Raw genomic sequence first — 20,461 nt, 5'->3', positions numbered from 1 at the left:
CGACACGATCACAGTGCCGCGCGCGGCCAGGTGATGGTGACGCGGGCATGGCCCGTGGGTTTTTCATTTTCAAAACTGAGGCGGGCGCCGGTGCGCTCGAGCAGGGTCTTGGCGATGAAGATGCCGAGGCCCAATCCGCCGGGTTGGTGGGCGTCTGCCCCCTGCGGATCGCGTGGACGCGTCGTGAGATAGGGTTCGCCCAGCCGCGCGATGAGTTCGGGCGCAAAGCCGGGGCCATCGTCGGTCACCGTGACGGTAATCGTCGCCTGGTCCCATTCGGTTTGGATGCGCACGGTTTCCCGCGCATAGCCGGTGGCGTTCTCGATGAGATTGCCAAGGCCATAGAGCAGGCCCACCGAGCGCGGAAACACCGGGGGCGTGCCGGTAGCGCGTTCGGAATAGAACAAAATCACCTTGCCGCGGCCCTCATGCGGCCGCGCGACTTCGGCCAGAATATCGGTGAGCGGCGCCTTGGCGAACATGTCGGCCGGATCGCTGCCGAGGTTTCGCAGCTTTGAGAGAATGGCCCGGCAGCGGGCGGCTTGCGAAATGATGAGTTCCACGTCCTCGGCCAGCGGACTGCCTTCCTCGACCTCGGCCCGCATTTCCTTGGCGGCGAGTGCAATGGTCGAGAGCGGCGTGCCCAGTTCATGCGCCGCGGCGGCGGCGAGCCCATCGAGCGCCGAGAGCTGCTCGCGATGCGAGAGGGCGAGTTCCGTCGCCGCCAGCGCATCGGCGATCAGGCGCGATTCATGGGCGACGCGGATCGTATAGGCGGCAATGAAGGCAATGCCGCAAATGATCGAGACCCAGATGCCGATCACATAGATGCGGTTGAACACCAATTCCTCGCCCGGCACCCAGGGGAGGGGCATGTGGAGAACCGAAATCACCGAGGCCAGAACGGCAGCCAGTGCCGAAATCAGCAGCGTCTCCCGCGGCGGTAGCGTCGTCGCCGACACCGAAACCGGCGCCAGGAGCAGCAGGGCAAAAGGATTGAGCAGCCCGCCGGTCAGCGCTAGCAACCCACCCAATTGGCAGAGATCGAAGGCGAGCTGAATGGCCGCAAAATGCGGGGAAAGCTGGCCCTTGGCGCCGTAGCGCATGAAGAGCCCGACATTGAGCCCGGCCGAAAGCGCGATCAGCGCCAGGCATTCCCAAAGCGGCAGCGGATAGCCAAGGCCCAGATGGACAAAGAGCACGCCCACGGTCTGCCCCACGACGGCCAGCCAGCGCAGCAGCACCAGCGTCTGCAGGCGCAAGGGGCGCCAATGCGAAGCGTCGTCGCTGATGGAAAGGCTTTCTTCACTCATGGTTTTGGGGAACTTCTATGCGCCGCATAGGAAGGGAAAAGCGTCATTTCAAGCCAAAAAATCCCATAGGCACATTCTTGATCCTGCCCCCGGGAGGGCCACGTTATCAGCATCGCGACGTGACTGGGAAACGAAACGACATGAACACAGCAATCATCAAACCGCAATGGTCGCCACTGACCATCGCCCTCATGGTACTCGGCTTCATCATCTTCTGGCCCATCGGCCTCGCCGTCCTCGGCTACATCCTCTGGGGTGAGAAGTTTGGCGGCTCTGCCGAAAAAGCACAGGCCTACTGGAACAAGGGATGTGGCTATATGCGCAACAACAAGAAGCACTTTGGCGGCATGGGCCGTGACTATTCCTCCTCGGGCAATGCTGCCTTCGACGACTACCGCGCCGAACAGCTTCGCCGCCTCGATGAAGAACGCGCCCGCCTCGATGCCGAAATCGACGCCTTCCACGACTATATGGCCAATCTCCGCAAGGCCAAGGATCGCGAAGAGTTCGATCGCTTCATGAGCGAGCACCGTGGCAATCGCCAGGGTTTTGGCGACAACAACCAGAACAACAACAATTGGGGCAATAACGGCTAAGGCCGGCCCCCTATTCCCGAACCTCCCAAGTGAACTGGCGCCCGCAAGGGCGCCATTTTTTTTATGCCCGCAAGCAGCAAAAAGCCCGCCAGGCGCAAGCCAGGCGGGCTAAAATTCAGGTCGCCGCTTGCGGCGACAGCAGCGCTCTTGTGGAGCTTACTGCTGGATCAGGGTCAGGTTGACAGCGGACTCGCGGCCGTCACGGCCGGTCTCGACTTCGTAGGTGACCTTGTCGTTTTCGTAGAGGCCATCGACGCCCGAACGCTGAACGGCGGAGATGTGGACGAAGTGGTCCTTGCCGCCGGTTTCGGGAGTGATGAAGCCAAAGCCCTTGGTGGCGTTGAAGAATTTGACGGTGCCGGTGATGGTGGCCATTTTGATTTCCTTAAAGCTCGGAGCCGAAGCGAAGAGCGTTCCCCTCCGCAACATGCAAGAGGGCCTACAGACGTTCGCAACATGGATCTTAGAGCCTAGGACCGGAAAAACCGGAAAGAGGCCGCCGACTTAGGCAGAAACGTATGGTCGCCCTTATGCCAGTCGATCGTGGCCAGAGCAAGACCGCAAACAACGATAGAGAACCGTAGTTTAGCATGCGCGGCCCCGGACGGCGCTGAAAGGCGCCATTGGCGGACCATAGGCAATATTTTTGCCAATCCCGGCACGGCTCGCTTTTGCCGTCGCATCGACAGTTGACTCCCTCATTTAGTGTGATACATGTGTAGCACACTAGATAGGCACGAAACATGGATGATTTTCACGCGAGCCAGCCGATCTTCGTGCAGATCCGGCAGCGGCTGATCGAGATGATCCTGCGTGGCGCGGTGGGGGAGGGCGATGCCCTGCCTTCGGTGCGCCAGATCGCAGCAGAACTTTCGGTCAATCCGCTGACGGTTACCAAGGCTTTTGAAGCCCTGGTCGAGATCGGCGTGGTCGAAAAACGGAGGGGTCTTGGAATGTTCGTTACCCAAGGCGCACGCGAAAAACTGCTTACCCACGAGCGCGACAAGTTCCTGAAAGAGGATTGGCCGCGCATTCTCACCCAGATCAAGGCACTTGACCTCGATCCCAAAACCCTCTTTGCCGAAACCCCGGTGGAGCCAAAGCCATGACCGACACCTCTTCGACGCTGGAACCCGTCGTCACCGCGCGGGGCCTCAGGAAAAAATTCGGCCGCAAGGAAATCCTGCATGGGCTGGATTTCGACATTCCCGCCGGCCGCATCTATGGGCTCGTTGGCCACAATGGCGCGGGCAAGACCACGACGCTCAACGCCATGCTGGGCCTCACGAGCTATGAGGGCACCATTCGCGTCCTCGGCGAGGATCCCTTTGCTCGCCGTGCCAAACTGATGGAAAACGTCGCTTTCATCTCGGACGTCGCGAGCCTGCCGCGCTTCCTGCGCGTCCGCGAACTCTTTGCGCTCCTCTCCAACATCCATCCCAATTTTTCGACCGACAAGGCGCGCAGCTTCCTCGAAGGCACCGACATCAAGCCCGAGATGAAGATCAAGACCCTGTCCAAGGGCATGGTGGCGCAACTCCACCTCGCCGTGGTCATGGCGATCGACGCGAAACTTCTGGTGCTGGACGAGCCGACCCTCGGCCTCGACATCACCTATCGCAAGCGCTTTTACCGGCGCCTTCTCGAAGACTATATGACCGAGGAACGCACCCTGATCATCACCACCCACCAGGTGGACGAGATCGAGTTCATGCTTTCGGACATCATGTTCATTAGGGACGGCGACCTGATCCTCCATATGCAGATGGAGACGGTGAACGAGAAATTTTCCCAGCTCGTGACCAATGAGCAGGAACAGCAGGCTCAGGCCCGCGCCCTCGGCGCGGTCTATGAGGAAACCCGCTTCGGCCAGACCGTTTTCATCTTCGACGGTGTCGCCCGCGAAACCCTCGAACCGCTGGGCAAAGTCTCGACGCCCACCCTCAGCGACCTCTTCGTCGCGCTGATGCAGCGCCCGACCGCCAATCCGGAGACCGCCCGATGAAGGCTTTTGCTGCCCTCGTGCATCGCGAATATATCGAGCATCGCGGTGCCTTCTTCATCGCGCCCCTGGTCATGGTCGCGATCGTCTTTCTGCTCACCATCTTTGCCTTCAGTGTCGACCGCATCAACACGCGCTTTTCCGGCCAGATGCTGACCGTCATGCCCACCTGGGTGTTCGAGGCCGGCTTTGCCGCGCTCGCCGCCGGGTGGCTGGTCTATCTCGGTTTCGTGCTGTTCTTTTACTGCGCCGATGGCTTTGCCGCCGACAAGCGCAACAATGCCATGCTGTTCTGGAAGTCCATGCCGGCTTCGGACCTGAAGGTGCTGTTGAGCAAGCTCACCGCCGCCGTGACCATCCTGCCCGGCTCGATCTTTGCCGTGGCCCTGCTCAGCATCGTCCTGATGTTCGGCGTTGCCTATGTGACGACGATGATCGCCGGCCTCGGCAGCGCCACCCTGCTCTGGAGCATCCTGGTCATCTTTGCGCAGATGAGCCTCGTCTTGCTCGTGGTCATCGCCTGTGCGCTGTTGTGGTACCTGCCCTACATGGCGCTGGTCGGGGCCATGGGCACGGCGGCCGGTCGCTGGGCCATTCCCCTCGCGCTGCTACTGCCCTCGATCCTCTCCGTGCTCGAATGGGTCGTCATGGGCGGCGGCATGCATCCCTTTGCGACGCGCACCTGGGATTTTCTCAACTATCGCTCGCAATTCCCGATCGCCTTCGACTATCTCGACCGCGTCTGGGAGGGGCAGCAGGCTTTTGACGCCATGGCCTTCACCGTCGATTTCCTGCAAAAATTCGACTGGTTGCAGGTCGGCGTCGGCGCCGTCTTCGCCTTTGCGGCGATCTACATAGCCAGCGAATATCGCCGCCGCTCAGCCGCCAATTGACGGCTCTGCCGGCTCTCGCCAAAGTGCCGCCGCTTCCTTAAGGAGGCGGCGGCTTTTCGTTCCCGAGGTCCCATGCGCATCCACCTGGTCCAGTGCCATCCGCTTGCCGACAGCCTCAATGCGCATCTGGGCGGCCGTATCGCGCAAATGCTGATCGAAGCCGGGCACGAGGTCGACCGGCTCGACCTTTATGCCCATGGCTTTGCGCCGGCCCTGAGCGCGGAGGAAAGGCGCGCCCAATACACGACCCTGATTGTTCCGCCCGATATCGAGCCGCTACAGGCAAGGCTCAGCGCCGCCGACCATCTTGTCCTGGTTTTTCCCACCTGGTGGTTTTCCCTGCCTGCCATGCTCAAGGGCTGGTTCGACCGCGTCTGGACGCCCGGCTTTGCCTATGAGCATGGCACGCCGATCCGCCCGAAACTGACCGGGCTGAAATCCGTCACCGTGGTGACGACCCTTGGTTCGCCCTGGTGGGTCGACAGGCTGGTCATGCACCAGCCAGTAAAAAAGGTGCTGAAAATGGCCATAGTCGGCTCCTGCGCCCCGCAGGCGGAGTTCAGGATGCTCTCCCTCCACGGCGCCGAGAACGTGGATGCCCAACGTCTCGAACGCTTCGAAGGCAAGATCGCAAAGGCGCTGGGCGCGCTCGACTAGGATGAGAGCCCTTTGGCATCTCGGCCGCCCATGCTAAGGCCCGCGCCGAACAAGGATTGCCGCATGACCCTGCCCACCATTGTCAGCTTCTGGCACGGCCCGATGAGTTGGCTCGAAATTCTGTGCATCACCTCCTTCGTCCGGCAGGGTCACCGGGTAGAGGTCTATTCCTACGAGCCCGTCACCGGCCTGCCGGCAGGTGCCGAATGGCGCGACGCGACAAATGTGTTGCCACAGGAAAAGCTGGTCTTTTACAAGGGCCGCGGCACACCCGGCGTCTTTTCCGACCATTTCCGCTATGCCGCGCTGAAAGCCGGGCTCGGCGTCTATGCCGATCTCGACATGTATTGCCTGCGGCCCATGGAGGGTCCCTTCGACTATCTCATGGCCTGGGAACGGCCGGGTTCGGTCAATGGCGCCGTGCTCTATATGCCGTCGGATGCGCCGCTCCTCTCCGATCTCATCTCGGTCTTCGAGGAAAAAAAGCGCCCGCTCCTTGAGCCGCACCTGCCCCCGCTCCGCCGCGTGGAAGTCGCCATTCGCCGTCTCGTGGGCGACAGGGTAACGCCCGAACACATGCAATATGGCGCCACCGGCCCCATGGCGCTGACCCATTTCGTAGCGCAACACGGCCTCACGGCCCGCGTCTTGCCCTCGGCCACCTTCTATCCCGTGCCCTATGAAGGCATTCCAGCGCTGATGAAAGCGGGCTCCGACCTCGACGCGGCCATAAAACCCGAAACCCTCGGCATCCATCTCTGGCGCAGCCAACTCACCGACCGCGGCCGCGCCGGCCTGCCTCTACCCGAGGCGGGGAGCGCATTGGCAAAACTCTGCGCCCGCGAGGGAATTGATCCCTCGAAGGCCGCTTAACGCCCCAAGCGCAACTTCTTCAGCCACCACCGCTTCCAGCGATGCCGCGCAAAGCGATAGAAAAGTTCATTGGTCATGACGTGGCGATACCACCTGGCATAGGCGGCGCGGCGCAGAATGCCTGAAAGCAGGAACCAGGGCTTTCCCTTGAGCGTGTAATGCAGAATTCCCGCATCGAGCGCTTCGTGGGCGGGATGGGCGTCGATCGTATTCCAGCGCCAGGAGAGCGGTGTCCAGCGCCCGAGAAAAACCAGATTGAGCATGTCCTGGTCGTAGTAGAGCCGATCCATCAGCCCACGACCGGCGATGGCGGCGATCTCCGCCTTAATGTCGATGCTGCGCCATTGGGGAAGGTCCATGACGAGCATGCCAGAATTAAAGTAGGGGTCAGCCGCATCGAAAATGCCCTTGTTCTGCCGCATATCGCGTCGTCCCGCGATGAACGGCGCTATGGCATCGCGCACGGCGCCAAGGGGCTGGCCCTCGAGATCGATATCGAACAGCTTTTCGATCGGCGCGCGCACCAGCATGTCGCAATCGAGATAGATGGCGCGTTCGATATCGCTGGGCAGGAGATCAGCCACCAGCATGCGGGCATAGACGATCTTCGGCCATTGGGTCGAGGCTGGTAGTTCGGCGACGAAGAAATCGAACAGCGCGGAATCGGCGACGGGATACCAGCGCAGGCTCGCGCCGAATTCGCGCACCACACCTTCGAGATCATAGCGATGCTCGTCGCTGATCGGCATATGCAGCAGGTGGAAGACGAGATCCCCACGCCGATGGGTGGAGAGGCAGACCGAGCGCATGACCGTATAGGCCGGGGCCCAAAAGTTGTCGTCAAAGGCGAGGACGATGTGGATGGGTGCGCTCATTCCGCTCTCGGGCTCAATCTATGAGGGCTTCTCATATAGGCTCGGCGCATAAAGGGAAGGGTCTTGCACTTATCCCGCTAATCCCCGCCCCTCGCGGCGGGAGGACAATGGGGCAATCTCTCAACAAGGACTGCCTGACCCATGGACGACACCCCCCGCCTCAGCCTGCCCCAGATCATTTCCGGGCAGGCGCTCAAACACATCACCCATAATGAAGCCCTGATGCGGCTCGACGCGCTGGTGCAGGCCAGTATCGAAGCGAGCACCGCTACAGTCCCCCCGGCCACGCCGCTCGAGGGCGAAGCCTGGATCGTCCCGGCTGCCGCCACCGGCGCCTGGTCCGGACACAGTGAGGAAATCGCCGCCTTCCAGGCGGGCGCCTGGCGCTTTTATGACCCCGCGCCGGGTTGGCAGGTTTTCGACAAGGCAACCGGCACGCTCCTGGTCTTTTCCGGTACGGGCTGGATTGCCGTCGCCGCCACCGGCGCTGGCCTGCCGCAATTGGGCATCAATGCCGATGCCGACACCACCAATCGCCTGTCGATTGCGGCCGACGCGACGCTGTTCAGCCATGATGGGGCAGGGCATCAGCTAAAACTCAACAAGGCGAGCGCGGGCGATACCGCGAGCCTCCTGTTCCAGAGCAATTGGTCGGGCCGCGCCGAAATTGGTCTGCTCGCCGACAATGCCTGGCGCCTGAAAATCAGCAGCGATGGCAGCACCTGGAGCAATGCCCTCGTGATCGCCAGCGATGGCAGCGCCAGCTTCTCTGGCGCGGTAAAGCCCATTGCCGACAATGCCCAAACCCTCGGCGCCAGCGGCGCGCGCTGGAGCGCCGTCTGGTCGGCCACCGGCACGATCCAGACCTCGGACCAGCGCCTCAAGACCGACATTTTCCCGACCGATCTCGGCCTCGATTTCATCCTGGCGCTGAACCCGGTGCGCTATCGCTGGCGCGATAATGCGACGGACGCGCGCGTGCATTACGGCCTCCTCGCGCAGGAGGTACTCGCCACAGCCCAGGCGCATGGCGCAGCCAATTTCGGCGGCCACGTGCTGGTCGACGATAACGATGCCGACAGCCAGCAGGCCCTGCGCTATTCCAGCTTCATCGCCCCGCTCATTGCCGCCGTGCAGGCACTGGCCGAAAAGGTCAAAAATCTGGAATCAGGTCTTTAGGCCCCTAATTAGGGCTTTGATGCTCTTGCGATAATCGGCGAGTTCTTCGGCCGGCGCCTGCGCGGCCCGGTCGAAAAGCGCGTCGAGGAGCTGGGCCAGCGGCACGACCGGCAGGTCGCGGATGGCATCGGCCGCGATGGCGGCGGAGACGCCTTCGATCAGCGTCTTGAGGCCGAAGCGGGCGTTGATCTCGTCGAGCTTCCTGCGCTCCATCACTGCCGGGGCATCGATGAGCAGGATACGGCGGCGGCCGGGATCCTGCATGGCGGCGAGATAGGCATCGCCGCCTTCGATCAGCGCGCGGACGGGGCCGGGTTCATCCTCGGCTTCCGCGGCGGTGTTGATGGCGAGGGCGAGCAGGGCGTGCTCTTCCTCGACCACGGCCTCAAACAGCGCCTGCTTGTCGGCAAAGTGGTGGTAGAGTGCGCCGCGCGTCACCCCGGCCTCGGCCGCAATTGCAGGCGTATTGGTGGCGCCATAGCCCAATTCGGCAAAGAGGCGACGCGCCGCCGTGATCAGGGCGCGACGTGTCGCATCGCGGCGCTCTTCCTGCGTTCGTCTCTGCGCTTGCATACATACACCGTGTTTGTTATTGTTACGTACAACCAGTATGTTTCTAAAATGTCACTTTTGCAAGGAGAGACCGATGTTCTCAGCCTATTATCCGCTCTTGCAGGTCAAGGATGTCGCCGCCACCGCCGCCTTCTACAAAGACACTTTTGGCTTTACCGAGGTTTTTGCCAGCGATTGGTACATGCATCTGCGCGCGCCCAGCGGCTCGCAGGAATTGGCCGTGATCGCCCATGACCACGAAACCATTCCGCCCGAAGGCCGCCGGCCGACCTCGGGCCTGATCCTCAGCTTCGAAGTGGCCGATGCCGCGGCGGAAGCCGAGCGCTTTGCCAGCAAAGGCATAAGGATCGCCCAACCCCTCCGCGACGAAGTTTTCGGCCAGCGCCATTTCATTGCCGCCGACCCCAATGGCGTGCTGCTCGACGTCATCACGCCGATCGATCCCGATCCGACCTGGCTTGCCGCCCAGGGCGGTCAGTAATACCAGGTCAGCGCCGAGGCCGTTGCCGCATTGAAATGCAGGGTCACCGTCACGTCATTGCTCGTGTCGGTGACGCCATCGGTAAATTGCCGCTGCAAGAGGGTAATGGTCTCGGCCTCCGCATCCGCGCCCTTCAGCACATAGTCAAAACAGTCCACGCCCTCGCTGCGGCCCTCGCCGATTTCGGTCTTGAGCTCCCAGAGTGGGCGGCCATTGATGGCCGAGCCATCGGCCCGATTGACGGCGCGCAGCGTCGGCACCCAATCATAGCCCGTCTCGCAGATATAGCGGCCCTCTTCGAACGTCCCATGATCGGTAAAGATCACGTCGCGGTCGGCGTCCCAGGCATTGCCGATCTCATAGGTCGCGCCCGTCTCGGTCACATCGAGATAAATGTCCGACCAGGAGCAGCTCCCCTCGTCCTCGGCATAGCACCAGCGCTCGGAATTGCGCATCAGCGTGGCGATCTCGGTAATGGGAACCAGCTTGCCGACCTTCATCCGGTCCAGCACATCCTGCGTTCCGGCATCGAAGGCCAGAGCCGGCGAAATCCCAATGAGGCCAATAACAAGGCAAGCTAAGAGACGACGCATATTCTCTCTCCCAAGGGCTGTCCGGACCGCACCTTAGGTCAAACCAACCGGGAGTGAAACCTCGGCTTGACATTTGTGTTATGTTATTACATTGCAAACGCCATTGCGACGAACGGAGATTTTTTCATGCAGGATGTCATCATTATCGGCGGCAGCTTTGCCGGCCTCACCGCGGCCATGCAGCTTGGGCGGGCCCGCCGCCAGGTCACCGTTCTCGACACCGGCCTCAACCGCAATCGCTATGCCGAACACGCGCACAATATCTTCGGTTTCGACGGCACCCCGCCGGGGGACCTGTTGAAGGCGGCTCGTGCCCAGGTGGCACAGTATCCAACGGTGAAACAGGTCAGCGGCCGGGCCATCGGCATTTCGGGCGAGCCGGACAATTTTATCGTCACCACGGCCGAAGGCGAGACGATTTCCGGCCGCCGGATCATTCTCAGCTATGGCATTGTCGATGAATTTCCCGCTATTCCGGGCTTTGCCGAGAGCTGGGGCAAGACGGTCATCCATTGCCCCTTCTGCCATGGCTACGAAGTGGCCGGCACACGCTGGGGCCTCCTCTATTCCTCGCCCATGTCGCTCCATGGCCCGGTGCTCTATGCCAATTGGACCGATGACATCACGCTGATCCTCGATGGCAACGACATCATCGACGAAGAACGCAGCAAGCTTGAAAAGCGCGGCGTCAGAATTGTCGACGGCAAGCTGGCTTCCATTCAGCACGATGGCGGGCGCATTTCCGGCGTCACCATGGAAGATGGTTCGCAGATAGGGCTCGAAGCCCTCTATGCGCATCCGCGCAATCGGCCCTCGGCGGACCTGCACCTGCAACTTGGCCTCGAAACCAAGGAAACGCCGACCGGCATCATGCTCGCTATCGGCGACATGCAGGCGACCTCAAAGCCAGGCATTTTTGCCGCCGGCGATCTCACGACCGGCATGCATTCGGTGACTTTTGCCAACAATTCCGGCTCGCTCGCCGCCATGGGTGCGCTGCAGTCGATGATGGTTTGAGGCTCGGCGGGACTAAGGTGTCCCGGGGCTCTCTGTCACCCCACCCTCATTCCCTCCCCATCAAGGGGAGGGAGGCGCAGGCCTCAACCGTCTCGGTTCCATCGTCTCCCTCCCCCTTGTGGGGAGGGATCAAGGGTGGGGGTGCGATGCATCCGGGAAGAACGGCGTCTTGAGCCGCAACATCGTGCCCTAGCGCAACCACCCCTGCGGTCGCGGATGCAGTTCCATCTGCCCGTCCTTAGTCGCCTCATCAATCGCGACAATTTCCTCGGCGCTCAGGTCCAGATTATCGATCACCCCAAGATTATCCCTGAGCTGTTCGAGCGTCCGCACCCCGATCAGCGCCGAGGTGACCTCCTTGCGCCGCAGCACCCAGGCCAGCGCCAATTGCACCAGCGATTGCCCGCGATTCCGGGCAATGACACCCAGCTTGTCCACCGCCTCGAGCACGCGCGGCTCGACATGGCTGGCGCGCAGCGAGCCATTGGGATTGGCGCCGCGCGTCCCGGCCTTGTCGCCGCCCGACGAGTATTTTCCGGAAAGCACGCCCTGTGCCAGCGGCGAGAAGGCGATCACGCCAATGCCCAGTTCGCCGCAGGCATCGATCGTTTTGTCATTTTCGATCCAGCGATTGAGCACCGAATAGCTCGGCTGGTGGATAGTCGTCGCCACGCCCATCTCTTTCAGAATCCGATGCGCCTCGCGCGTTTCCTTTTCGGGATAAGAGGAGACACCGACATAAAGCGCCTTGCCCGATTTCACCGCATGGGCCAGCGCGCCCATGGTTTCTTCGAGCGGCGTTTCGGGATCGAAACGATGCGAGTAAAAAATATCGACATAGTCGAGCCCCAGGCGCTTGAGGCTCTGGTCAAGGCTCGCCAGCAGATATTTGCGGCTGCCGAATTCGCCATAGGGGCCTGGCCACATATTGTAGCCGGCCTTGGTCGAGATGATCATCTCGTCGCGATAGGGACGGAAATCGCGCGCCATCGCCTGGCCGAACAGCTCTTCCGATGAACCCGCCGGCGGCCCGTAATTGTTGGCAAGGTCAAAGTGGGTAATGCCCTGATCGAAGGCATAGCCCAGGATTTCCATGGCGCCGGGATAGTCGCGCGTACCGCCGAAATTCTGCCAGAGGCCGAGGCTGAGGACCGGCAATTTCAAGCCCGAGCGCCCGGAACGGCGATAGGGCATGGTGTCATAGCGTGCGTTATCCGCCCGATAGGTCATAAATAGTCCTCCCGATGTCTTGCTTGCGGCCGCCCGTGACGCCGGGCCCGGCCGGTGGTATGAGCGCGCCATGACCGCGCTCAACCCAGAATCTGCCACCACTGTGCAACAGGACAATCATCCATACAAGGTGATGGCGATCTACAAATTCGCCTCCCTGCCCGATGCCGAAGCGCTGAAAACCCCGCTCGCCGCCTTCTGCTGCAATCGCGGCATCAAGGGCACGCTTATCCTGGCGCCCGAAGGCATCAATGGCACGGTTGCCGGCACGCCGGAAGGCATCGACGCCCTCTCCGATTTTCTGTTTGTCTCCGGTCCCTTCGGTAGCCGCCTCCTTGGCGCCGAGACCAAATATTCTTTCGCCGACGAAGCGCCGTTCCTGCGCATGAAGGTGCGGCTCAAACCCGAAATCGTCACCCTGCGCGCGCCCGAGGCTGATCCGTCAAAACAGGTCGGCACCTATGTCGAGCCCGAAGACTGGAACGCGCTGATCGATCGCAACGACGTGGTGCTGGTCGATACCCGCAACGACTATGAAGTCGGCCTCGGCACTTTTCAGCGTGCGCTCGATCCCAAGACGGCGAGCTTTGTCGAGTTCAAGGACTATGTGGCGAAAAACCTTGATCCCGCCCGGGACAAGAAGGTCGCCATGTTCTGCACCGGCGGCATCCGCTGCGAAAAGGCTTCGTCCTACCTGCTGAGCCAAGGCTTTGAGGAAGTCTTCCACCTCAAGGGCGGCATTCTGAAATATCTTGAAGTGACGCCCAAGGAAGAGAGCCGCTTTGCCGGCGAGTGCTTCGTGTTCGACGAGCGCGTCTCGGTCGGCCACGGCCTTGAACTTGGCGACGCCACCCTCTGCCGCGCCTGCCGCCATCCGCTGACGGAAGCGGATCGCCAGCAAAAGCACTTTGCCGAAGGCCTATCCTGCCCCTATTGCATCGACGATACGGCCAAGCACGAAGCAGCAGCGGAACGGCAGAAGCAGATGGACCTCGCCAAAAAGCGCGGCACGGCCCACCTCGGCGACGCCGTCGCCGAAATCGCCGCCAAAGCCAAGGCGCGCAAGCAGGCTCTGGCCGAAGAATCCCGGGCACGCAACGAGAGCAGCTAGGCCGCGCGCGGTTCTATCGCCTTGAGATCATCGCCCAACTCGCGCCGACGCTGCATAAGATCGAACTCGATCTGCAGCGACAGGAAAAAACCTTCCGACAGTCCGAAATAACGCGCCAGTCGCAGGTCCGTGTCGGCCGTCACACCGCGCTGCCCCAAGACGATCTCATTGATGCGCCGGGGCGGCACATGCACGGCGCGGGCGAGTGCATTCTGGCTGAGCCCCATGGGCTTCAGAAATTCCTCGAGCAGGATTTCGCCCGGATGCGGATTGGGCAGGGCCTCATCCATGGTAGTCGACGATTTCGACATTGCTCGGTCCTCCTTCATCCCAGACAAAACAGATGCGCCATTGATCGTTGATACGAATGCTCCATTGTCCGGCGCGATCGCCTTTGAGCGCTTCGAGCCGATTGCCTGGTGGCACCCTCAGGTCGCCGATGACCCGGGCGGCGTGAAGCAGACGCAATTTCCTCAGAGCCACGGACTGAATGTCCGCCGGCAGCCTGCGGCTGCGGTGGCCGGCCCAGATCAGCTCCGTTTCGCCGTCCGAAAAGCTCTGGATCATGCGCAATCATAACGCGCTGCGTTATATAACGCAATGCGTCATGCGCCATTCAGCGCATAGACATGTTCTATGTGACAAACCATATTCCGGCTTATCGACCGCTCTTGCATAAGCCAATCCAATGGACCTCGACCAGCTTCGCACTTTTGACCGCATCGTTCGCGAGCAGAGTTTCACCAAGGCGGCGGCCTATCTGAACATCACCCAGGCGACTGCCTCGATGCGTATGCGGGCGCTCGAACAACTGCTTGGCGTCACCCTTTTCGTCCGCGGGCGGACGGTCAGCCTCACCGATCAGGGCATGACCTTTCTGCCCTTTGCCCGCCGCATCATCGGCACGGCACAGGAAGCGCGCGAGGCCCTGCGCCGGGTCGAGCGCGGCCGCATCGCCATCGCCTCGCTGCGCAGCCTCGTCTCCCCGCTCATCACCGAAAGCCTCTTGCGCTTTCAGGAAAAATATCCGGCGGTGGACGTTGTGGTAAACGAGGGCCGCCAGGCCCAGATCGCCGAAATGCTGCATGAGCGCGAATCCGAATTGGGCATCCTCTGCTGGCCCAATCTTGAACCCCTCGCCGTCGATCTCGTGCCGCTGCTGACCATGCGCGAGCGCGTACCTCTGGTCATCTCGGCCGATAAGGCCGCCAAGCTCAGCGCCACGCCGGAAATCGAAGAGGTGCTGGCACTGGTGCCGCGGGTCATTTCGCTGATCTGGTGGCAGGTGGCTCCGGAAGCGTCCACCGCCCTGACCCGGCGCGCGCCCACCAGCGTCGAACTGCCCACCGGGCCAGCCCGCCGCCTCGCCATCAAGGGCGAGGGCATCGGCTTTTTCGTCAATTCAGCTGTCGCCGACGATATCGCGGCCGGACGCCTTGTCGAAATCCTGCCCATCGATGTGGAGCCCCTCCATCGCGATACTGCCATGGTGGTCCGTTCATTGACAGCGCTGGAGCGGCCCATGCTGGTCGATTTCATCCGGGAAATTGCCAAGGAATGCGCGCGAGTGGGCACTATCCTCGATAGCCGACTAGAAGACCTGCTTTCCGCCGCCTAATCTCCCGCCAAGAGGAGATATTATGCCCACATATGATTTCGTCATCGCCGGCGGCGGCTCGGCTGCCTCGGTCACGGCCTGGCGGCTTGTGAAAGAATTCGGCTTTTCCGTCCTGATGCTGGAGCGCGGTCGCGCCCGCACCAATCGCATCATGGCCATGCCGGCCGGCTATATGAAATATCTGGGCCAGGACACGTTCCTCGAGATGCACAAGACCGTGCCGCAGCCCCAGCTTGGCGGACGCGCGCCCATCGTGCCGGTGGCAAAAGTTCTGGGCGGCGGCTCCTCGGTCAATGCCATGGTCTATATGCGCGGCCAGAAGGAGGATTATGACGGCTGGGCCCAAAGCCTCGGCAATGATCCCGGCTGGTCCTATGACGCCATACTTCCCCATTTCAAGGCCGTGGAAGACAATGCGCGCCTCCACGACGGTTTCCACGGCAATGGCGGACCCCTCCGCGTTTCCGACCCCGGCTATACGACGCAGACCACCCACGATTTCATCGCCGCAGCGCAGGCGCTCGGCCACAAGGCCAATCCCGATTTCAACGGCGCAACCCAATTCGGCGTCGGCATCATGCAGCACACCTATGGGCAATGGGGTCGCTACAAGGAGCGCTCGGACGCCGTAAAAGCCTTCCTCGATCCGCTGAAGTCCGATGGCAAGCTGACCATCATTTCCGGCGCTCGCGTCGATCGCATCCTCATCGAAAATGGCCGCGCCACCGGCGTCGCCTATACCAAGGACGGCGAAAACCACACCATCCGCGCCGAGCGTGAGGTGCTGGTGGGCGCCGGCACCTATAATAGCGCCAAGCTGATGATGCTCTCGGGCATCGGCCCCGCCGAGCACCTCCGCCAGCACGGCATCTCCGTCGTCGCCGACATTGCCGGCGTCGGCCAAAACCTGCAGGACCATCACGAGGTCCCGGTCATTGCCACCACCAAGGGCAAGTCAGGTTACTTTGGGCAGGACCGCGGCTGGAACATGATCCGCAACGGCCTCCAATATCTCCTCACCAATTCGGGCCCCGTCACCACGACCGGCATCGAAGCCTGCATGTTCTTCGATCCCGATGGCGGCAGCCGCCCGACCATCCAGCTCTATTGCGCCCCCATCGTCTATCTCGACCGCGACGTCTCGGCCGCCAAGCCCACCTATGGCGTCACGTTTACGTCCTGCCTCCTCCGCCCCGAGGCGCGCGGCAGCGTTACCCTGCGCTCGGCCGACCCCGCCGATCAGCCGGTGGTCGACTGCAATTTTTTCGGTGCCCCCGACGATCTCCGCCTCACCATCGCGGCCCTCCACGAAGCGCGAAAGCTGCTGAAATCAGCGCCGCTGGCGGCAAAGATCGATACCGAACTTCTTCCCGGCCAGGCTGTGATGGACGATCCGGAAGCCCTCAACCACTATTGCGGCCAGACGGTAAAGACCAACTACCACCCCGTCGGCACGCTACGCATGGGCCGCGACGACGATCCCACCGCCGTGGTCGATGCGGAGCTGAAGGTCCGCGGCATTGACGGCCTCCGCGTCATCGACTGCTCGATCATGCCGCAGATCGTCTCGGGCAATACCAATGCCCCGGCCATGGCGATCGGCTCGAAGGCTGCGAGTCTGGTGGCGGGGGCTTAGGCTCCGACCTCACGCCATGCCGATAAACACACCTGCTGCAAAAACCAGCGCGCCGCCCAGCACCACCTGCATCACCGCCCGCCAGAATGGGGTCTGCATGTAACGCTTCTGGATAAAGGCGATGGCCCAGAGTTCGAGCAGCACCACGAGGCCGGCAATAAAGGTCGCCGTCCAGAAATCGTGGATCAGATAGGGCAGGGCATGCCCCAGCCCGCCCACGGCGGTCATGATCCCGGCGGCAAGGCCGCGCTTGATGGGCGAGCCACGACCCGTCAGCTTGCCGTCGTCGGAAGCAGCCTCCGTAAAACCCATGGAAATGCCGGCGCCCACCGCGGCGGCAAGACCGACCAGAAAAGTCTGGTGCGTATCGCCCGTCGCAAAGGCGGCGGCAAAGACCGGCGCCAGTGTCGACACCGAACCATCCATCAGCCCGGCCAGGCCCGGCTGCACATAAGTGAGGAGGAACTGGCGATGCGCCTCGTCCTTCTCGGTGTCGTGGCCGGCATCACCCAGCAGTTTTTCGTCGAGTTTTGTGGCCGATGCCGCATGGCCGCGCTCGGCCCGGGCGAGATCGCCGAGCAGCTTGCGGATGCCCACGTCATTGGCCTGCTTCGCCGCCTCGAGATAAAAATGGTAGGCGCTTTCCTCCATTTCCCAGACCTGCTGGCGCGCCTGCTCAAGCGTCAGGGTCTTCAGCAACCAGACCGGCTTGCGATTGAGAAAGCCGCGCACATGTTCGCGACGGATCGGCACCAGCCGCTTGCCGAACCGATCGACATAAATGTCGAGCAGCCGCCGGCGGTGATCGTCTTCCTCGGCCGCCATGGCTTCGAGCAGCGCCGCCGTGCCGGGATAGGTCTCGCCCAGCCGCGTCGCCAGTTCGGAATAGATGCGCCCATCCTCTTCCTCGGCGGCAATCGCCAAAGACAGGATTTCACGCTCCGAAAGCGTTTCAAAGGCGCGTCGATTGTCCGGCCAAAGGGTAAACATGCCTGCCCCACAGATTAGAATTGTTCCAAACAATATTTAGAACCGTTCTAATGTTTGAGCAAGAGCGATTTCGCCCTGCGACGTTAACGCTCTTTCCCGCTTTGCGGGTTCTGCCATTGTGATGGGATCAGTTCATCCCCATTTGCCTTGGCTCAAACGGGAAAAACCATGTCCAGCGACAAGCCAGATCACGCAACACTCGAAGCCCAAAGACGCCGCTCGAATGTCTATGCGTTTCGCCGGCTGAAATGGGGTGCGCCGGAGCGGCTCAGGGCGAGCGGCAAGACGCCACTACTTTTCGCCAAGCGCGGCAACGGAAGGGCGCTCAATGTCGTCCTACTCGTTGCGATTGGTTTTGTCTGTGGTGTTATTGCGGTAGTCGCGCTGGGGTAGCGACGAGCAACTGCGTAGCCCGAACCCCCTCCCCATCCCTCCCCGCAAGGGGGAGGGTGTCGAGCCGGTGGGTTTGAAATGTTCTCCCCCAAAACTCGATCCAGCACCTCCCCCTTGACGGGGGAGGGTGGGAGGGGGTGCCGACAAACTCAATAGCCGAGCCGTCCTCCCAAGCGCACAGTCGGCTTCGCTCAATGCCCTAAAAACCGCTCCATCCTGAACGGCTTCATATCGATCGCCGTCGCTTCCCCGGTCATCATCTGCGCCAGCAGCTCACCCGTCGCCGGCCCCAGCGTAAATCCGTGATGCGCATGCCCAATCCCGGCATAGAGCCCCTCATGCTTCGGCGCCTTGGAAATGATCGGCATCATATCCGGCGTACAGGGCCGCGCGCCCTTCCATGGCTGCGGATCGACGCGCTCGCCCAGCGGAAACACCTCTTTCGCCGCCGCCTCGGCCTTGCCGAGCTGGATCGGTGTCGGCGCCGCATCGCGCAGGTTGAACTCGGCGCCCGTCGTCAGGCGAATTCCCCTCGCCATCGGCGCCAACACATAGCCAACCTCGGCATCGAGCAGCAGGTGATTGAGCGCCGCGCCCGGGGCGGGCTTGTAGTGCATGTGATAGCCGCGCTTGACGAAAAGCGGCAGGCGATAGCCCAATTTGTCGAGAACTTCCGGGGCCCAGGGCCCGAGCGCAATGACAGCCTGTCTCGCCGTATGCAGCGTCCCGCCCACCCGCGTCTGCCAGTACACCCCATCCTGCGTCAGGCCCGAAGCTTCGCCCGAAACAAAGGTGCCGCCTAGCTTTTCGAAGAGCTTGAAATATTGCGTCACGAGCCCGCCCGGATCGGTGACGGTCCAGGGATCGGTCCAGTGAATGCCGCCAGCAAGCCCGCCGATCAGGCTCGGCTCCAGCGCCTTCAGCACAGCCCAGTCCAGCACCTCGTGATGGATATTGAACCTTGCCCGATCTTCCTCGGCCTTGGCCGCTTCCCGCTGCAGTTTTTCGAGCGTGCGGAAAACCAGATACCAGCCCTTCTTGGAAATCAACTTTTCTGCATCCGGCCCCGCCTCGGCGATCAGTTCCGCATGGGTGTCGATCGAGCGCGCAATCAGCGGCGCATAATTTTCGACCACCTGCCGATAGTGGTCGGGCGAAGAAGCCCACCAGTATTTCAGCAGTGGTGGCGCGATGCGCGGCAAAGCCAGCGGCTCGTAGCGGGCAGCCGTCGACAGATGCAGCCCCACCTGCATCAGCGTATGGAGATCGCGCGGAAAGGCATGCGGCCGCACCCCTTCGCGCTGGATGATACCGGCATTGCCATAGGAGGTTTCGCGGCCGGGCTGGTTCTTGTCGACCAGGGTGACGCTGCGCCCGCGCTTGAGGAGATGGATCCCGGTAGAAATGCCGACAATGCCGGCTCCAAGGATCAGGACGTCTTGCATATTCGCCTCCTTGACGAATTTCCGGTCCCTGCAGTCTGCCTAGCTGGCATCAGGCGAGGACTGGAACAGATAGCCTCTGGCGCTGGCCGGCACTTCCTCGGCCAGCCAGTCGCGAAACAGTTTTAGTTTTTTGGACTCTCGGCGCCCCCTGGCGGTCGCGAGATAGTAGCCATGCCCGCCCTTGACCGGCTTTTCGAAAGGCCGCACCAGCCGCCCGTCGCAAACCGCATCGGCGCTCATCATATCGGCTGCCAGCAGAATGCCCTGGCCGGAAATGGCGGCATCGAAAGCCAGCGAAGCATCGGAATAGACGGGTCCCGAAAGTTTCAGTTTCGGATCATACCCGGCAGCCCCAAGCCAGAGCGGCCAATCGAGCATGCTCGTCTGGTCGGCGATCACGGGAATTTTTCCGAGGTCCGACATGTCGGGGTGGCGCCGCAGGAATTCGGGCGCGCAGACCGGCTGAAAATCCTGCCCGCCGATCAGGCTGACGGAGACGCCCTGCCAATTGCCATCGCCAAAGCGAAGGCCACAATCAAGGTCCGGCCGCGTCAGGTCGAGCATGGCGCCGGTCACGGTCAGCCGCACTTCCAATCCGGGATGGCGCGAAGAGAATTTGTTGACCCGCCAGATCAGCCAGCGCGAAGCAAAGACGCTGCCCACGGTAACATTCAGCACGCCTTCATGCGCGCCGGTCAGCGTCGCGAGCCCATCGCGCAATGATGCAAAACCCGCCGAAAGCTGGGGCAGGATGTCGACCAGCTCCGGCACGGGTTTGAGCCCCTGCGGCGTGCGCGCAAAGAGCTCCATGCCCAGCCGCTCTTCGGCCCGCCGCAGATGCTGGCTGACCGCGCCCACGGTTACGCCCAGTTCCTCGGCGGCCGGAGCCAGCGCACCGGCCCGCGCCACGATCTCGATCGCCCGCAGGGCATTGAGCGGAATGGGGAAGGGACTGCTCATATAGATTTTCTATACCGAGCCAAAAA

General features: G+C 62.0%; 24 protein-coding genes. 13 read left to right on the top strand and 11 right to left on the bottom strand.

The features are described from left to right. Positions 1 to 8: 8 nt before the first annotated feature. Positions 9 to 1,313, bottom strand: coding sequence for an ActS/PrrB/RegB family redox-sensitive histidine kinase (locus JP75_RS04890; RefSeq protein ID WP_035079945.1), 1,305 nt, complete (start codon positions 1,311 to 1,313; stop codon positions 9 to 11). A 140-nt stretch (positions 1,314 to 1,453) separates the two neighbouring features. Here JP75_RS04890 and JP75_RS04885 point away from each other — a divergent pair, with 140 nt between their 5' ends. Then, positions 1,454 to 1,909, top strand: a complete 456-nt coding sequence (locus JP75_RS04885; RefSeq protein WP_035079942.1) for a DUF2852 domain-containing protein — start codon at positions 1,454 to 1,456, stop codon at positions 1,907 to 1,909. A gap of 156 nt (positions 1,910 to 2,065) precedes the next feature. On the opposite strand, the gene JP75_RS04880 is transcribed toward JP75_RS04885, so the two are convergent. After that, on the bottom strand, positions 2,066 to 2,284 hold the full coding sequence (locus tag JP75_RS04880; RefSeq protein WP_035079940.1) for a cold-shock protein: 219 nt from the start codon (positions 2,282 to 2,284) through the stop codon (positions 2,066 to 2,068). Between the two features lie 368 nt (positions 2,285 to 2,652). Here JP75_RS04880 and JP75_RS04875 point away from each other — a divergent pair, with 368 nt between their 5' ends. The 5 genes from JP75_RS04875 (at position 2,653) to JP75_RS04855 (ending at position 6,334) form a co-directional block, all read left to right on the top strand. Continuing rightward, the gene (locus tag JP75_RS04875) at positions 2,653 to 3,018 is read left to right on the top strand and encodes a GntR family transcriptional regulator (RefSeq protein ID WP_035079938.1); all 366 of its coding nucleotides are present in this window, start codon (positions 2,653 to 2,655) and stop codon (positions 3,016 to 3,018) included. Then, on the top strand, positions 3,015 to 3,914 hold the full coding sequence (locus JP75_RS04870; protein WP_035079936.1) for an ABC transporter ATP-binding protein: 900 nt from the start codon (positions 3,015 to 3,017) through the stop codon (positions 3,912 to 3,914). Before JP75_RS04875 ends, JP75_RS04870 begins: the two co-directional genes overlap by 4 nt. Continuing rightward, positions 3,911 to 4,804 carry a hypothetical protein gene (locus JP75_RS04865; protein ID WP_035079933.1) on the top strand — a complete coding sequence of 298 codons (894 nt, stop codon included), beginning with the start codon at positions 3,911 to 3,913 and terminating at the stop codon, positions 4,802 to 4,804. Before JP75_RS04870 ends, JP75_RS04865 begins: the two co-directional genes overlap by 4 nt. A gap of 72 nt (positions 4,805 to 4,876) precedes the next feature. Next, positions 4,877 to 5,461 (top strand): NAD(P)H-dependent oxidoreductase, encoded by a 585-nt coding sequence (locus JP75_RS04860; protein WP_035079930.1) that lies wholly within the window; start codon positions 4,877 to 4,879, stop codon positions 5,459 to 5,461. 63 nt (positions 5,462 to 5,524) lie between these two features. Then, positions 5,525 to 6,334, top strand: a complete 810-nt coding sequence (locus JP75_RS04855) for a glycosyltransferase family 32 protein (protein ID WP_160194638.1) — start codon at positions 5,525 to 5,527, stop codon at positions 6,332 to 6,334. Here JP75_RS04855 and JP75_RS25090 read toward each other — a convergent pair. Next, entirely contained in the window at positions 6,331 to 7,209 is an 879-nt protein-coding gene (locus JP75_RS25090; RefSeq protein WP_051960363.1) for a glycosyltransferase family 8 protein, read from the bottom strand. The two genes, JP75_RS04855 and JP75_RS25090, sit on opposite strands and share 4 nt — an antisense overlap. 141 nt (positions 7,210 to 7,350) lie before the next feature. Between JP75_RS25090 and JP75_RS25085 the strand changes: the two genes are divergently transcribed. Beyond that, on the top strand, positions 7,351 to 8,388 hold the full coding sequence (locus tag JP75_RS25085; protein ID WP_051960362.1) for a DUF2793 domain-containing protein: 1,038 nt from the start codon (positions 7,351 to 7,353) through the stop codon (positions 8,386 to 8,388). Here the strand turns inward: JP75_RS25085 and JP75_RS04840 are convergent. Further along, on the bottom strand, positions 8,377 to 8,961 hold the full coding sequence (locus tag JP75_RS04840; RefSeq protein ID WP_035079924.1) for a TetR/AcrR family transcriptional regulator: 585 nt from the start codon (positions 8,959 to 8,961) through the stop codon (positions 8,377 to 8,379). The genes JP75_RS25085 and JP75_RS04840 overlap by 12 nt on opposite strands. 73 nt (positions 8,962 to 9,034) lie before the next feature. On the opposite strand from JP75_RS04840, the gene JP75_RS04835 reads away from it, so the two are divergent. Beyond that, on the top strand, positions 9,035 to 9,442 hold the full coding sequence (locus tag JP75_RS04835) for a VOC family protein (protein WP_035079921.1): 408 nt from the start codon (positions 9,035 to 9,037) through the stop codon (positions 9,440 to 9,442). Here the strand turns inward: JP75_RS04835 and JP75_RS04830 are convergent. Next, positions 9,436 to 10,035 (bottom strand): hypothetical protein, encoded by a 600-nt coding sequence (locus tag JP75_RS04830; RefSeq protein WP_035079918.1) that lies wholly within the window; start codon positions 10,033 to 10,035, stop codon positions 9,436 to 9,438. The two genes, JP75_RS04835 and JP75_RS04830, sit on opposite strands and share 7 nt — an antisense overlap. A 126-nt stretch (positions 10,036 to 10,161) precedes the next feature. Between JP75_RS04830 and JP75_RS04825 the strand changes: the two genes are divergently transcribed. After that, the gene (locus tag JP75_RS04825; RefSeq protein ID WP_035079914.1) at positions 10,162 to 11,052 is read left to right on the top strand and encodes an NAD(P)/FAD-dependent oxidoreductase; all 891 of its coding nucleotides are present in this window, start codon (positions 10,162 to 10,164) and stop codon (positions 11,050 to 11,052) included. 189 nt (positions 11,053 to 11,241) lie between these two features. On the opposite strand, the gene JP75_RS04820 is transcribed toward JP75_RS04825, so the two are convergent. Beyond that, positions 11,242 to 12,282, bottom strand: a complete 1,041-nt coding sequence (locus JP75_RS04820) for an aldo/keto reductase (RefSeq protein ID WP_035079912.1) — start codon at positions 12,280 to 12,282, stop codon at positions 11,242 to 11,244. Between the two features lie 70 nt (positions 12,283 to 12,352). Here JP75_RS04820 and trhO point away from each other — a divergent pair, with 70 nt between their 5' ends. Further along, complete coding sequence (gene trhO, locus JP75_RS04815) at positions 12,353 to 13,393, top strand: oxygen-dependent tRNA uridine(34) hydroxylase TrhO (protein WP_169745519.1); 1,041 nt, start codon at positions 12,353 to 12,355, stop codon at positions 13,391 to 13,393. On the opposite strand, the gene JP75_RS04810 is transcribed toward trhO, so the two are convergent. After that, entirely contained in the window at positions 13,390 to 13,704 is a 315-nt protein-coding gene (locus tag JP75_RS04810) for a HigA family addiction module antitoxin (protein ID WP_035079909.1), read from the bottom strand. The two genes, trhO and JP75_RS04810, sit on opposite strands and share 4 nt — an antisense overlap. After that, a complete protein-coding gene (locus JP75_RS04805) occupies positions 13,676 to 13,960 on the bottom strand; it encodes a type II toxin-antitoxin system RelE/ParE family toxin (RefSeq protein WP_035079906.1) in 285 nt (94 codons plus the stop codon). Before JP75_RS04805 ends, JP75_RS04810 begins: the two co-directional genes overlap by 29 nt. Before the next feature lie 121 nt (positions 13,961 to 14,081). On the opposite strand from JP75_RS04805, the gene JP75_RS04800 reads away from it, so the two are divergent. Together JP75_RS04800 and JP75_RS04795 are read left to right on the top strand one after the other, a co-directional pair. Beyond that, on the top strand, positions 14,082 to 15,011 hold the full coding sequence (locus JP75_RS04800) for a LysR family transcriptional regulator (RefSeq protein ID WP_035079903.1): 930 nt from the start codon (positions 14,082 to 14,084) through the stop codon (positions 15,009 to 15,011). A gap of 22 nt (positions 15,012 to 15,033) precedes the next feature. Further along, complete coding sequence (locus tag JP75_RS04795) at positions 15,034 to 16,647, top strand: GMC family oxidoreductase (RefSeq protein ID WP_035079900.1); 1,614 nt, start codon at positions 15,034 to 15,036, stop codon at positions 16,645 to 16,647. 9 nt (positions 16,648 to 16,656) lie between these two features. Here JP75_RS04795 and mbfA read toward each other — a convergent pair whose 3' ends face one another. Continuing rightward, complete coding sequence (gene mbfA, locus JP75_RS04790) at positions 16,657 to 17,637, bottom strand: iron exporter MbfA (protein ID WP_035079897.1); 981 nt, start codon at positions 17,635 to 17,637, stop codon at positions 16,657 to 16,659. A 168-nt stretch (positions 17,638 to 17,805) separates the two neighbouring features. Here mbfA and JP75_RS26140 point away from each other — a divergent pair, with 168 nt between their 5' ends. Continuing rightward, on the top strand, positions 17,806 to 18,030 hold the full coding sequence (locus tag JP75_RS26140; protein ID WP_152565730.1) for a hypothetical protein: 225 nt from the start codon (positions 17,806 to 17,808) through the stop codon (positions 18,028 to 18,030). A gap of 191 nt (positions 18,031 to 18,221) precedes the next feature. Here JP75_RS26140 and JP75_RS04785 read toward each other — a convergent pair whose 3' ends face one another. Together JP75_RS04785 and JP75_RS04780 are read right to left on the bottom strand one after the other, a co-directional pair. Next, positions 18,222 to 19,475, bottom strand: coding sequence for an NAD(P)/FAD-dependent oxidoreductase (locus tag JP75_RS04785; protein ID WP_035079894.1), 1,254 nt, complete (start codon positions 19,473 to 19,475; stop codon positions 18,222 to 18,224). Positions 19,476 to 19,514: 39 nt separating this feature from the next. Then, on the bottom strand, positions 19,515 to 20,435 hold the full coding sequence (locus tag JP75_RS04780) for a LysR substrate-binding domain-containing protein (protein ID WP_035079891.1): 921 nt from the start codon (positions 20,433 to 20,435) through the stop codon (positions 19,515 to 19,517). Positions 20,436 to 20,461 lie beyond the last annotated feature (26 nt).

It is taken from the genome of Devosia riboflavina, assembly GCF_000743575.1.
In the GTDB taxonomy this organism is placed as follows: Bacteria; Pseudomonadota; Alphaproteobacteria; order Rhizobiales; family Devosiaceae; genus Devosia; species Devosia riboflavina.
Note: the sequence above shows the minus strand (reverse complement) of the source record. Positions and strands in the feature narration are given on the sequence as shown.

What these genes read in the sequence shown, in the direction of transcription:
- JP75_RS04860 (WP_035079930.1), top strand. Translation starts at nt 4,877, where the DNA reads ATGCGCATCCACCTGGTCCAGTGCCATCCGCTTGCCGACAGCCTCAAT.
- JP75_RS04820 (WP_035079912.1), bottom strand. Translation starts at nt 12,282, where the DNA reads ATGACCTATCGGGCGGATAACGCACGCTATGACACCATGCCCTATCGC.
- JP75_RS25090 (WP_051960363.1), bottom strand. Translation starts at nt 7,209, where the DNA reads ATGAGCGCACCCATCCACATCGTCCTCGCCTTTGACGACAACTTTTGG.
- JP75_RS04875 (WP_035079938.1), top strand. Translation starts at nt 2,653, where the DNA reads ATGGATGATTTTCACGCGAGCCAGCCGATCTTCGTGCAGATCCGGCAG.
- JP75_RS04830 (WP_035079918.1), bottom strand. Translation starts at nt 10,035, where the DNA reads ATGCGTCGTCTCTTAGCTTGCCTTGTTATTGGCCTCATTGGGATTTCG.
- trhO (WP_169745519.1), top strand. Translation starts at nt 12,353, where the DNA reads ATGACCGCGCTCAACCCAGAATCTGCCACCACTGTGCAACAGGACAAT.
- JP75_RS04810 (WP_035079909.1), bottom strand. Translation starts at nt 13,704, where the DNA reads ATGTCGAAATCGTCGACTACCATGGATGAGGCCCTGCCCAATCCGCAT.
- JP75_RS04785 (WP_035079894.1), bottom strand. Translation starts at nt 19,475, where the DNA reads ATGCAAGACGTCCTGATCCTTGGAGCCGGCATTGTCGGCATTTCTACC.
- JP75_RS04835 (WP_035079921.1), top strand. Translation starts at nt 9,035, where the DNA reads ATGTTCTCAGCCTATTATCCGCTCTTGCAGGTCAAGGATGTCGCCGCC.
- JP75_RS04800 (WP_035079903.1), top strand. Translation starts at nt 14,082, where the DNA reads ATGGACCTCGACCAGCTTCGCACTTTTGACCGCATCGTTCGCGAGCAG.
- mbfA (WP_035079897.1), bottom strand. Translation starts at nt 17,637, where the DNA reads ATGTTTACCCTTTGGCCGGACAATCGACGCGCCTTTGAAACGCTTTCG.
- JP75_RS04885 (WP_035079942.1), top strand. Translation starts at nt 1,454, where the DNA reads ATGAACACAGCAATCATCAAACCGCAATGGTCGCCACTGACCATCGCC.
- JP75_RS25085 (WP_051960362.1), top strand. Translation starts at nt 7,351, where the DNA reads ATGGACGACACCCCCCGCCTCAGCCTGCCCCAGATCATTTCCGGGCAG.
- JP75_RS04840 (WP_035079924.1), bottom strand. Translation starts at nt 8,961, where the DNA reads ATGCAAGCGCAGAGACGAACGCAGGAAGAGCGCCGCGATGCGACACGT.
- JP75_RS04795 (WP_035079900.1), top strand. Translation starts at nt 15,034, where the DNA reads ATGCCCACATATGATTTCGTCATCGCCGGCGGCGGCTCGGCTGCCTCG.
- JP75_RS04855 (WP_160194638.1), top strand. Translation starts at nt 5,525, where the DNA reads ATGACCCTGCCCACCATTGTCAGCTTCTGGCACGGCCCGATGAGTTGG.
- JP75_RS04780 (WP_035079891.1), bottom strand. Translation starts at nt 20,435, where the DNA reads ATGAGCAGTCCCTTCCCCATTCCGCTCAATGCCCTGCGGGCGATCGAG.
- JP75_RS26140 (WP_152565730.1), top strand. Translation starts at nt 17,806, where the DNA reads ATGTCCAGCGACAAGCCAGATCACGCAACACTCGAAGCCCAAAGACGC.
- JP75_RS04890 (WP_035079945.1), bottom strand. Translation starts at nt 1,313, where the DNA reads ATGAGTGAAGAAAGCCTTTCCATCAGCGACGACGCTTCGCATTGGCGC.
- JP75_RS04825 (WP_035079914.1), top strand. Translation starts at nt 10,162, where the DNA reads ATGCAGGATGTCATCATTATCGGCGGCAGCTTTGCCGGCCTCACCGCG.
- JP75_RS04865 (WP_035079933.1), top strand. Translation starts at nt 3,911, where the DNA reads ATGAAGGCTTTTGCTGCCCTCGTGCATCGCGAATATATCGAGCATCGC.
- JP75_RS04880 (WP_035079940.1), bottom strand. Translation starts at nt 2,284, where the DNA reads ATGGCCACCATCACCGGCACCGTCAAATTCTTCAACGCCACCAAGGGC.
- JP75_RS04805 (WP_035079906.1), bottom strand. Translation starts at nt 13,960, where the DNA reads ATGATCCAGAGCTTTTCGGACGGCGAAACGGAGCTGATCTGGGCCGGC.
- JP75_RS04870 (WP_035079936.1), top strand. Translation starts at nt 3,015, where the DNA reads ATGACCGACACCTCTTCGACGCTGGAACCCGTCGTCACCGCGCGGGGC.